Source organism: Lactobacillus delbrueckii subsp. delbrueckii DSM 20074 = JCM 1012 (assembly GCF_001433875.1).
GTDB lineage: Bacteria > Bacillota > Bacilli > Lactobacillales > Lactobacillaceae > Lactobacillus > Lactobacillus delbrueckii.
In genome coordinates this window covers 31,707-43,550 of record NZ_AZCR01000007.1, presented here as the reverse complement: position 1 = coordinate 43,550, position 11,844 = coordinate 31,707, and the positions used below count along the sequence as shown (strand labels likewise).

Sequence of the window (11,844 nt, the reverse complement as noted above, 5' to 3'; positions counted from 1 at the left end):
TTGTCGTTATTAACATTGTAAGGGACAACCCTTCTTTTTTGTTGCCTATTTTCTATTTACACAAGAATTTATACTGAACCTAAAAAAGCAAAAATTAACAGACAGGAGACAAGCATGAGAATCGACAAATTTTTGAAAATATCCCGCCTGGTCAAGCGCAGAACGGTGGCCAAGGAAATGGCTGACCAGGGCCGGGTAAGCGTGAACGGCAAGACCGTCAAGTCCAGCTACAACGTGATTGTCGGCGATGTAATCGCCGTCGCTTACGGAACCAGGGTAATTAAGGCCAGGGTCCTGGACTTGCGGGAAACGACTAAAAAGGCGGAAGCCGGGGACTTATACGAATTAGTCGACTAATGACTTTTTTCACCAAAGCTGATATACTGAATCTGTTATATGATTTTAGTATAGGGTAGACAGTGATGTGGAACAACAGAGGAAATCAGCAAAATGTAACGTCGCTGCGGCCGGACCAGGATGTCCGCCGCCTGAAGAAGCGGCAGATCAAATTCAGGGAAGTCCACCGGGTCCGGCGCAACCGGCTGCTGGCCTTGATCTTGCTGGTCTTTGCCGTCTTGGGCTTCCAGCTGGCCATGACCAAGGCCCGGACGGCCAAGATCCAGAAGCAGGTCAGCCAGAACCAGGCAACCTTGACCAAGATCAAGAAGAATAAGGAAAAGCTGACCAACGAGCGCGACGATATGAAGGACAGCGACTACGTGGCTAAGGTGATCCGCTACAAGTACAAGTACACTAAAGACGGTGAGCGGATCTACAACATCAAGGAAAAGGGCGATAACTGATGAATTACAAAGTTGGCCAGCGCCTTGACGGAGTAATCAACAATGTGACAGACCTGGGCATCTTCGTGACCCTGCCCAAGCATAAGAGCGGCCTTGTTCACCGCAATGACTTTGGCAGCGACTGGCCAAGAGAGCGCCAGCACTGGCAGGCAGGCGACCAGGTTAGAGTAGTGGTCCAGAACCTGCGCAAGGGTCGGCTGGACTTGTCCATCCGTCGGGTCAACGATCCGGATCTGATCGACCCGACCAACCAGTTCAGCCAGTTGCGGGCCGGCGACTTTGCCCGGGTACTCAACCAGGTTGACCAGGAGGCGCGAGCAGAAATAGAGCAGCTGGAAGCTGCCTTGAAATAAAAAACGGCCCGAGGGGCCGTTTTTTGTATGGACGAGGGAGTAAAGCATGGACATTGAAAAAAGACTATTGGCCTTTTTCGCCGAAGAAGGCCTGCCTTTGGAAGGAAATTTCTTGGTCGCGGCCAGCGGCGGTCCGGATTCCATGGCGCTTTTGGATTTAATGCGGCGCTTGCCAGGCGGCTTTCAGCTCTACGCGGCCCACTTAGACCACCAGCTGCGGGCTGACAGCCAAAAAGAGAGCCAGTTGCTGCGGGCCTACTGCCATAAGTACCAGCTTCCCCTGTATGAAAGCGTCTGGCCCAAGTCCCTTCATCCGGAAAGCGGCCTGGAAGCAGCGGCCAGGGACTACCGCTATAACTTCTTGTTTGAAGTGGCCCGGCAGGTCAAGGCAGACTACCTGCTGACAGCCCACCACGGGGACGACTTGCTGGAAAACATCCTGCTCAAGCTGGTCCGGTCAGGTATTCCCCGGGAAATGAACAGCCTCAAACCTGTCAGCCAGCGGGGACAGGTCAAGCTGGTCCGGCCGCTTCTGGCGGTTGGCAAGGCGGACCTTTTGGCTTACGCGAAAAAGCAGGGGCTGGAATATGTCGAAGACGAGACCAACTTTACAGGTATCACGGCCCGCAACCGCCTGCGCCAGAAGGTCGTCCCGCTTTTGAAAAAGGAGAGTCCGGATCTCTTGGAAAATGCCTGGCGCTTCAGCCAGGAAATGACGGCGGAAGAAGACTACTTTGCCCAGGCAGCTGGCAAGTTGCCGGAGCCGGAGCCCTTCTTTGGCGGCTGGCGGATTCCTAAAGCGGCCGGGCAGGCGGAAAGCGAGCTGGTCAAGGCCTACCTGGAGAATTTTATCCAAAAAAAGTACAATAAAAGAGTCCAGCTGGACCGGATTCTGTTAGCCAACCGGCAAAGCCAGGAAAAAGGGGGGCTCCATCTCAGCTTTTACCAGGGCCACTACTGGCTTTATCCTGTCAAGCAGCCGGCTCCCAGCCCCCTGGAAGAAGTTGTGGCCGGACAGCCCTTCTTTTTCAGAGGGAATTGTTATCTGTTAAGTGAGGAAAAGCGAGAGGAAAGTCCCCTGGCGGAAATATCATTTCCCGGGAAATTATCTGCCGGGAGCTTGCCAAACGGCCAGCGCCTGCTTTTAAAAGACGGCCGCCGGATTAAGAGCAAGAAGCTTTTCGCGGCGGCTGGAATTCCGCTTGCCTTGCGGGGCAACTGCCTCAGCCTTTTTGCTGGCCAAGAAGCAGTTTATGTTGCAGGCTGCTACCAGCAGGCAGTTAAAGAAGGAAAAAGTCCGCTGTATTTGTACCAAGTGAAAACATGCAAGAAAGGCAGATAAAAACTTCGATAGTTGCCGGCTTTTATGTTAAAATTTGGTGGAGTAATTGTTCGATCTGACGGAGGTCATTTATGAAAAATAATCGGAATCGACTATTTAGCAATGGTCTATTCTACATAGTCGTATTTTTGCTTCTCCTCTGGGGAATCAATTGGGCCCTTGGCGGCAGCAGCAATTCCGGTGCAACTGAAACCATCAGTTACTCGGAATTCGTGAAGAAGCTGCGCAATGGCGAAATCAAGGACTTTAACGTGCAGCCGTCCAACGGGGTCTACTCCGTAACCGGTAGCTACAAGTCAAGTCAAACCAAGTCATCCTCAAGCTCAGATATCTTTGGCGGAAACACTTCCTCCAAGGTGACTGGCTTCTCAACCACGATGCTGGGAAACGACTCCAGCGTCAAGAAGGTCCAGGACCTGGCCCAGTCTGAGAACGTCAAGATGAGCACCCAGGGTGAATCACAATCCAGCAACTGGATCTCAACGATCATCATGCTGGTGCCAACTGTCCTCTTCATCGTCTTGATGGTCATGATGATGAACCAAGGCGGCAGCCGCGGCCAGGGCGGCGGCATCATGAACTTCGGCCGCTCCAACGTCAAGCCGCAGGACCCGAAGAAGAACAAGGTCCGCTTTGACGACGTGGCCGGTGAAGAAGAAGAAAAGCAGGAACTGGTGGAAGTTGTCGAATTCTTGAAGAACCCGGCAAGATATACCAAGCTGGGGGCAAGAATCCCGTCCGGTGTCCTGCTTGAGGGGCCTCCGGGTACTGGTAAGACCTTGCTGGCCAAGGCCGTAGCCGGTGAAGCGGGCGTACCTTTCTTCTCCATCTCTGGTTCAGACTTCGTTGAAATGTTCGTCGGGGTCGGGGCCAGCCGTGTCCGTGACCTGTTCACCAACGCCAAGAAGAACGCGCCAAGCATCATCTTCATCGACGAAATCGACGCCATCGGCCGCCAGCGTGGCAATGGCCAGGGCGGCGGCAACGATGAACGTGAACAAACCTTGAACCAGCTGCTGGTTGAAATGGACGGCTTCGAAGGCGACGAAGGCGTTATCGTCATGGCCGCGACCAACCGGTCTGACGTGCTTGACCCGGCCTTGACCCGGCCAGGCCGGTTTGACCGGAAGGTCCTGGTTGGTCCTCCGGACGTCAAGGGCCGGGAAGCCATCCTGCGCGTTCACGCCAAGAACAAGCCGCTGGCTGACGACGTCGACTTGAAGGAAGTTGCCCGTCAGACTCCTGGCTTTGTCGGGGCTGACCTGGAAAACGTCCTTAACGAAGCTGCCTTAGTCGCAGCCCGCCGGAACGGGACCAAGATCACTGCGGCCGACATCGATGAAGCTGAAGACCGGGTAATCGCTGGTCCAGCCAAGAAGGACCGGATGATTTCCAAGAAGGAACGCGAACGCGTGGCCTTCCACGAAGCCGGTCACTCAATCTGTGGTCTGGTCCTGAGCGACTCAAGAACTGTTCGCAAGGTGACCATCGTGCCTCGTGGCCGGGCAGGCGGCTACAACATCATGCTGCCGAAGGACGACCAGTTCATCTTGACCAAGAAGCAGCTCTTTGAGCAAATCGTTGGTTTGATGGGTGGCCGGGCCGGTGAAGAAGTCGTGGTCAGCGACCAGTCAACTGGGGCTTCAAACGACTTTGAACAAGCCACGGCAATCGCCCGCAGCATGGTGGTCAACTACGGGATGACCGATGAACTGGGCATGGTTGAACTGGAAAAGGAAGGCGAAGGCACTCCTTACGGCTTCAAGCCTTATAGTGAAGCAACCGCGGCCAAGATCGACGAAGCGGTCAAGAAGATCCTGGACGAAGCCCACGCCAAGGCGGTTGAAATTGTTGAAAACAACCGGGAAAAGCACCGGATCATTGCTGAAGCCCTGCTGAAGTACGAAACTCTGGATGAAAAGCAAATCTACTCACTCTACAAGACTGGGAAGATGCCTGAAAAGTTCAGCGAAGAGTTCCCATCTGAAGCCAAGGCCTTGAGCTATGAAGAAGCCAAGGAAGCTGCGCAGAAGCGGGCAGAAGAAAAGGTGGAAGAAGATACTGCTGAAAAGCAAGCTCTGCCGACGCCAAGCGAAAGCGACCTGTCAAAGGATCCTAAAAAGGACGACAATGACGCTCCTAGTCAGAAGAATGAACAAACAGACGATTCAGACAAGGATGAATAGAAGAAATGGAGCCGGCAACGGCTCTATTTTTATGGAGGAAAATCATGAACGACTACTTAATCAAAGCAATCAATGCCAGCAAGGACCTGCGCCTTTTGACCATTAACGGCAAGGACTTGGTCGCTGAAGCGCAAAAGCGGCACGACACCTGGTCAGCTTCTTCAGCTGTATTAGGCCGGAGCCTTTTGGGCGCGCTTCTCTTAGCCGGGGCAGAATTAAAGGGTGACCAGGAACTGACTTTGCGCCTCTTGGGCGATGGCCCGGTTGGGGCAGCCGTGGTTACGGCCAAGTCAGATTTGACTGTTAAGGGCTATGTCCAAAATAACCACGTGGCCTTGCCGGCCAGAGAAGACGGTCACATCGACGTTAAGAAGGCTGTCGGCAAGGGCTGGTTGCAGGTAACCAAGGACCTGGGCTTAAAGCAGCCTTACACCGGTGAAGTGCCGATCGTGTCCGGGGAAATCGCTGAAGACTTGACCTATTACCTGGCCAAGTCAGAACAGATCCCGTCAGCTGTTGGCCTGTCAGTTTTCGTCAACCCGAACGACACCATCGGGGCCGCGGGTGGCTTTTTGCTCCAGGCACTGCCAGGGGCCAGCGAAGAACTCCTGCAGGAAACTGAAGACCGGATCAAGGCCCTGCCGCAGCTCTCATCCGCCTTTTTGGACGGGATGACGCCGGAAGACTTGGCCAAGAAGATCCTGGGCGATGACTGCAAGATCCTGGAAAAGGACGAGGTCTCCTACCACTGCGACTGCTCCAAGGAAAAGTACGCCGACATGCTGGAGACTTTGAAGGGCAGCCAGCTCAAGGAAATGATCGACGAAGACCACGGAGCTGAACTGGTCTGCAACTTCTGCGGGAACAAGTACAATTTTACGGAAGCAGAACTGCAAGCCATTTTGGACAAAAAGCTGGGAAAATAACTTTTTCTCTCTTGACGAAAAGTGAAAATTACTTTATGCTATAATTATAGTTAAATTAAGTAAAGCTTAAAAAGATGAGTAGTCAAGGGAAGCCTCTACAGAGAACTGTTGGTGCTGAGAAACAGGAGGCGGAAGCTGGCGAAGATGGTCTTGTGTTGGCATGGTCCCGGCGAGTCGCTGATAAGCCGGACCCGCTTAACGCCCGTTAGCGCGTTCAGATCTTCTGACTGGAAGACTTCAAGGGCCCTGGCCGTGAGGCGGGGCTGAATAAAGGGTGGTAACGCGCGAAGACGTCCCTTGGCCTCTGGGCCAAGAGGCGTCTTTTTTTCTGGCAGAGCATCTGTTGAGGAAGCTTTTTTGCTTTGAATGATGGGTGGTAACACGCTACTAGCGTCCCTGAGAGTTGATCTCAGGGGCGCTTTTCTTTTTAAGCTGCGATGTGTTTGTTAATAGTTGTTATTTCTAGTAAAAAACGGAGGAAATCATGACCTTGAAGAAAATTGCCGCTGCCGGTCTTTTGACCGCCTCAGCCCTCGTTTTAGCCGCTTGCGGCCAGCAAAAGAATTCCCAGTCCCAAACCAAGCAAGTCCTTAATTGGACCGAAAGTGCCCAGATCTCAACCCAGGACCCGTCACTGACGACTGACTCCACTTCCTTCCAAGCCCTTTTGAACACCCAGGAAGGGCTCTACCGCCTGGACAAAAAGCAAAAGCCCCAGCTGGCCCTGGCCAAGAGCGCCAAGGTTACTGACGGGGGCAAGACATATACTTTTGTCTTGCGAGACGCCAAGTGGTCCAACGGCCGGGCGATCACGGCCAATGACTTTGTCTACTCCTACCGAAGAAGCTTGAACCCGAAGACCAAGTCTTCCATGGCCTTCTACCTCTACCAGATCGTAAACGCCGAAGCCATCAATGCCGGCAAGAAGCCTGTCAGCAGCCTGGGCGTCAAGGCCTTGAGCAAAAACAAGTTGCAGATCAAGCTGGTCCGGCCGGTTTCTTACTTTAAGCTCCTGCTGGCCTTCCCGCTTTTCTTCCCGGAAAACCAGCAGTTTATTGAAAAAGTCGGCAGCAAGTACGGGACGGCGGCCAAGTACACCATTTCCTCCGGTCCTTTCAAGCTGACCAAGTGGACCGGGTCCAACAAGCAATTTACCCTGGTTAAAAACCAAAACTACTGGGACAAGAAGAACGTGAAGCTGGACAAGGTCAACGAAACCATCAGCGAAACTTCTTCAACTGCCTACAACCTTTACCAGGCTGGCAAGCTGGATGAAACTTACCTGACCGGGGAACAAGTCAAGGCCAACAAGGGCAAGTCCACCTTCTACGACCAGCCGGCTTCCGCTATCCAGCGCCTGGAATTAAACCGCAAGAAGGTCAAAGCCTTTAACAACTTCAACATCCGCCGGGCCCTGTCCTTGGCTATCGACAGAGAGAGCCTGGCCAAGGTCTTGAGTGACGGGTCAGTGGCGGCCAAGGGCTTCGTTCCATCCGGCATGGGGAACAACCCGACGACCGGGGAAGCTTTTTACAAGGAAGCCTATGTCAAGGAAGCAGTCAGCTACAACCTGAAGGAAGCCAAGAAGTACCTGGCCAAGGGCTACAAGGAACTGGGCATCAAGTCCCTTAACCTCAACCTGACGGTCAGCGATACTGACTCCGCCAAGCAGGTGGGCGAATTCCTGCAAAGCAAGCTGGGCGAACTGCCAGGGGTGAAGATCACCGTGACGACCCTGCCATACACGACCTTGATCTCCCTGCAAAGCGCTGGCAACTACCAGCTGACCATCAAGAACTGGCAGGCTATCTTAGGTGACCCGATCAACTTCCTAGATGTTTTTGAAAAGGACTCCAGCTACAACACCAGCGGCTTTGCCAGCAGCAAGTACGACCAGCTGCTCAATGAAGCCGAAAACGTCTACGGCAACAAGCCGGTTCAGCGTTGGAAGCGGCTGGTGGCAGCTGAAAAGCTGTTGATGAATGAACAGGGGACTATCCCGCTGATCCAGACGGCCAAGCCGCAGCTGGTGCAAAGCTACGTCAAGAACGTGTCCTACAACCCGCTGGGCATCCCTTACGACTTCAAGCTTGTTTACATCAAGAAATAGGAGGCAGGCATGGCTTTTTCTGACTTTGATTTTTTAGAGAAAAACTTCATCCACTACGCCAAGGAAGACACCCAGTCCAAATACGCCAATAAAGACCAGGTTCCGACCACGCCTAATCAGGTCAAGATGATGAAGGAACTGGCTGACCAGGTCAAAGACTATGACCTTGAGTCTTATTACAATGAAAAAACTGCCTTCGCGATCGGCCACCTGGCCGCTAATACGGCAGGCGTTGCCCCAATCGGCTTTTTCGCCCATGTGGACACGGTTGAATTTGACGACCGCTTCCCCATCCGCCCCCAAGTCCACCGGGACTACCAGGGGCAAAAGCTGGCCCTGGATGAAGCGAACGGCATTTTCCTGGACCCGGAAGAATTTCCTGACCTGCTGACCTTAAAGGGGCAGACCCTGATCACCAGCGACGGGAAAACGGTTCTGGGGACTGACGACAAGGCCGGGGTGGCAGGCCTGCTGGCAGCTCTCAAGTATCTCCATGAGCACCCGGAAGTTGAACATGGCGATATCTATGTGGCTTTTGGCCCGGATGAAGAAATTGGCCTGGGCGGGCAGCGCTTTGACCCGGCTGATTTTCCGGGAGTGGAATTTGCCTATACCTTGGACAATGGCCGGCCAGGCGACTTTGAATACGAGACCTTCAATGCCTCAGCCGCTGATTTGACGATCAAGGGAACCGTGGTCCACCCGGGTGAAGCTTACGGGCTGCTGGTCAACGCCACGACGATCATGACGGAATTTTTGGCGGCCTTGCCCCAAGACCAGGTGCCGGAAAAGTCCCGGGGCCACGAGGGCTTTATTATGGTTACGGACGCCCAGAGCAGTGTCGATTCAGCCCATGTCGGCTTGATCATCCGCGACTTTGACTGGGATGAATTTTTGGCTAAAGAAGATTTGGTCAAAAAGCTCGTCGCTTCCTTAGGGGAAAAATACGGGCCAGACCGCTTCCAGCTGGACCTGCGCCGGCAGTACGAGAATATCTACAACGGGGTCAAGGACCGGCCTTATGTGGTCAACCTGGCCTTAGACAGCTATGAAAAAGCAGGCCTGGCGCCAAATGTACAGACCTTTAGAGGGGGAACCGACGGTAACTTCATCACCAAAAAGGGAATCCCGACCCCCAACCTCTTCAATGGCGGGGGCAACTACCACGGCCGCTACGAATACGTGACGGTCGAGCAGATGGACAAGCTGGCCGAGGTCTTGGTGACGATCGCGGCTGAGCATGCCCGCCAGAGCAAGGAGGGGCAAGACAAGCGGCCTCTGGAAAAATACTGGTAAAGATAAGAAGAGCATCCTCTTTTAACGGGGGATGCTCTTTTAGCGGGCTTTTGATTTGTCCTTCAGGCCTATTCTTGTTATGATATAAAGTTGTAGTTATTGAAAGGAAAAAGATGGCAATGGACACTACTTGGAAGATACGTGAAATCGAAATCCCCAACCGGGTGATGGTGGCGCCGATGGCTGGCGTTTCCAACATGGCTTTTAGAAAAGTCTGCAAGGAATTCGGCGCCGGCATGGTTGTCTGCGAAATGATTTCCGACCACGGGATCATCTACGGCAACGAGAAAACTTTGAGCATGCTGGACGTCGACCCGGGCGAGCACCCGATGAGCATCCAGATCTTCGGGGGGACGGAAGACAGCCTTTTGCAGGCGGCCCAATACATCGACCAGCACACCGATGCCGATATCATTGACATCAACATGGGCTGCCCGGTGCCGAAGGTAACGAAGACTGACGCGGGTTCCAAGTGGCTTTTGGACTCAAACAAGATCTACCAGATGATCCACAAGGTTGTCCAGAACGTGGAAAAGCCGGTGTCCGTCAAGATGCGGATCGGCTGGGACCGCAAGCACATTTTTGCCGTGGAAAACGCCCTGGCCGCCCAGGAAGCCGGTGCTTCCATGCTGGCCATGCACGGCCGGACCAGAAAGCAGATGTACCAAGGCGAAGCTGACTGGGAAACCCTGCATGAAGTAGCCCAGGTCATGGACATTCCTTTCGTGGCCAACGGGGACATCACGACCCCACAGCTGGCCAAGAAGGCCCTGGACGAGATCGGCTGCACGGCTGTCATGGTTGGCCGGGCTGCTTTGGGCAATCCTTGGATCTTAAAGGAAATGACCCACTACCTGGCAACGGGCGAAGAACTGCCGAAGCAGTCCGTCCGGGAAAAGGTGGAAACCGCCAAGCACCAGCTCGACGGCCTGGTCCAGCTGCATGGGGAAAAGCGGGCCGTGCCGGAATTTCGCCAGCAGGCAGCATATTATTTGAAGGGAATTCCCCGTTCAGCCCGGACTCGTGCTAAAATAAATGAAGTCTGGACGCGTCAGGAGGTTTTTGACCTGCTTGACGAATTCGTCGAAATTTACGAAAAAAGGGCGCGGCAGAAGCAAGACCGCGTCGCTGATACCCAATCTATGTAAATGGAGGAAAAACACGTTGGCAAAGAACGAAATTAACGACCAATTGCTTGTTCGTCGGCAAAAGCTTGAAGAACTCAAGGAGATGGGGATTGAACCCTTCGGCCGCAAATATGACCGGGAAGCCCTGGCCCGCGACCTGGACGAAAAGTACTTGGGCCTTGACAAGGATGAATTGAACGCAAATATGCCGAAGACCAAGATCGCTGGCCGGATGCTGGCCAAGCGGGGCAAGGGCAAGGTCGGCTTTGCGGACCTCTATGACCGTAGCGGCAAGATCCAGATCTACGTCCGCAAGGACATGGTCGGTGAAGAAAACTACCAGATTTTCAAGAAGGCCGACCTTGGTGACTTCCTGGGCGTTGAAGGCGAAGTCTTCAAGACTGACTCAGGCGAATTGTCTGTCCGGGCCCAGCACGTGACCTTCCTGTCCAAGGCTTTGCGGCCACTGCCTGACAAGTACCACGGTCTTAAGGACGTTGAATCCATTTATCGCCAACGCTACCTGGACTTGATCACCAACCACGAAAGCTACCAGCGCTTCGTTAACCGGACCAAGATCATCCAGGCCATCCGTGACTACTTGAACGGGCAGGACTTCCTGGAAGTTGAAACGCCAGTTTTGCACAACATCCCAGGCGGGGCTGAAGCACGTCCGTTCATCACCCACCACAACGCTTTGGACATCAACCTCTACATGCGGATTGCCTTGGAATTGCCGCTGAAGCGTCTGATCGTCGGTGACATGGAACGGGTTTACGAAATCGGCCGGGTCTTCAGAAATGAAGGGATGGACCTCAAGCACAACCCTGAATTTACTGAACTGGAAACCTACGCTGCTTACTACGACTTCCACGATGTCATGGATGAAGCCGAAGGCATCATCCGGGCAGCGGCCAAGGTTGTTTCAGAAGACGGCAAGATCAACTACCAGGGCACTGACCTGGACTTGGGCAAGCCATTCCGCCGGGTGCACATGGTTGACCTGATCAAGGAACTGACTGGCGTTGACTTCTGGCAGCCAATGACTCTGGAAGAAGCCCGGAAGGTTGCCGCTGAACACCATGTTGAAGTTGAACCTTACTGGCAAGTTGGCCACATCATCAACGCCTTCTTTGAAGAATTTTGTGAAAAGACAATCGTTGACCCAACCTTCGTTTACGGCCACCCAGTTGAAGTTTCACCGCTGGCCAAGAAGAACGCGGATGACCCGCGCTTTACTGACCGTTTCGAAATCTTCATCATGGGCAATGAATACGGCAACGCCTTCTCAGAACTGAACGACCCGCTTGACCAGCGGGAACGGTTCGAAGCCCAAATGGCTGAACGTGACGCCGGTAACGACGAAGCCGACATCATCGACGAAGACTACCTGCGGGCCATGGAATACGGTATGCCACCTACGGGTGGTCTGGGCATCGGGATTGACCGTCTGGTCATGCTTTTGACCAACGCGGTTTCAATCCGAGACGTCCTCCTCTTCCCAACCATGCGGCCGGAAAAGATCGTCGACGACGAAAAGAACATTAACCTGGACAAGTAGTTCAGATCGCTAAATTTAACTCTCCAGCTTTGCCTGGAGAGTTTTTTGTTTGAAAAAATAAAACGAATCGTTTTCAAGATATGAATATTAGAGCTTTTTTGCTAGAATATAGGCAATTAAATTGCGAGCTGCTATTAGAA

At 53.4% G+C, this 11,844-nt stretch carries 10 protein-coding genes; all 10 read left to right on the top strand.

The window, feature by feature from the left end; all coding sequences use genetic code 11:
- Window positions 1-114: 114 nt before the first annotated feature.
- The 10 genes from FD23_RS02510 (at window position 115) to lysS (ending at window position 11,704) form a co-directional block, all read left to right on the top strand.
- Window positions 115-357, top strand: a complete 243-nt coding sequence (locus tag FD23_RS02510) for an RNA-binding S4 domain-containing protein (RefSeq protein WP_025895474.1) — start codon at window positions 115-117, stop codon at window positions 355-357.
- A 65-nt stretch (window positions 358-422) separates the two neighbouring features.
- Window positions 423-803 carry an FtsB family cell division protein gene (locus FD23_RS02505; protein ID WP_025895475.1) on the top strand — a complete coding sequence of 127 codons (381 nt, stop codon included), beginning with the start codon at window positions 423-425 and terminating at the stop codon, window positions 801-803.
- A complete protein-coding gene (locus FD23_RS02500) occupies window positions 803-1,156 on the top strand; it encodes a S1 RNA-binding domain-containing protein (protein WP_002878677.1) in 354 nt (117 codons plus the stop codon). Before FD23_RS02505 ends, FD23_RS02500 begins: the two co-directional genes overlap by 1 nt.
- Before the next feature lie 46 nt (window positions 1,157-1,202).
- On the top strand, window positions 1,203-2,498 hold the full coding sequence (tilS, locus tag FD23_RS02495) for a tRNA lysidine(34) synthetase TilS (RefSeq protein WP_025895476.1): 1,296 nt from the start codon (window positions 1,203-1,205) through the stop codon (window positions 2,496-2,498).
- A 71-nt stretch (window positions 2,499-2,569) separates the two neighbouring features.
- Window positions 2,570-4,684: an ATP-dependent zinc metalloprotease FtsH gene (gene ftsH / locus FD23_RS02490; RefSeq protein WP_025895477.1), complete on the top strand. Its 2,115-nt coding sequence runs from the start codon at window positions 2,570-2,572 to the stop codon at window positions 4,682-4,684.
- 44 nt (window positions 4,685-4,728) lie between these two features.
- Window positions 4,729-5,610, top strand: coding sequence for an Hsp33 family molecular chaperone HslO (gene hslO / locus FD23_RS02485; RefSeq protein ID WP_052933550.1), 882 nt, complete (start codon window positions 4,729-4,731; stop codon window positions 5,608-5,610).
- A gap of 484 nt (window positions 5,611-6,094) precedes the next feature.
- The gene (locus FD23_RS02480; protein WP_052933551.1) at window positions 6,095-7,720 is read left to right on the top strand and encodes a peptide ABC transporter substrate-binding protein; all 1,626 of its coding nucleotides are present in this window, start codon (window positions 6,095-6,097) and stop codon (window positions 7,718-7,720) included.
- A 9-nt stretch (window positions 7,721-7,729) separates the two neighbouring features.
- The gene (gene pepT / locus FD23_RS02475) at window positions 7,730-9,016 is read left to right on the top strand and encodes a peptidase T (RefSeq protein ID WP_002878670.1); all 1,287 of its coding nucleotides are present in this window, start codon (window positions 7,730-7,732) and stop codon (window positions 9,014-9,016) included.
- A 119-nt stretch (window positions 9,017-9,135) separates the two neighbouring features.
- Window positions 9,136-10,164, top strand: a complete 1,029-nt coding sequence (dusB, locus tag FD23_RS02470) for a tRNA dihydrouridine synthase DusB (protein WP_002878669.1) — start codon at window positions 9,136-9,138, stop codon at window positions 10,162-10,164.
- A gap of 16 nt (window positions 10,165-10,180) precedes the next feature.
- Complete coding sequence (gene lysS / locus FD23_RS02465; RefSeq protein WP_025895478.1) at window positions 10,181-11,704, top strand: lysine--tRNA ligase; 1,524 nt, start codon at window positions 10,181-10,183, stop codon at window positions 11,702-11,704.
- Window positions 11,705-11,844: the final 140 nt, after the last annotated feature.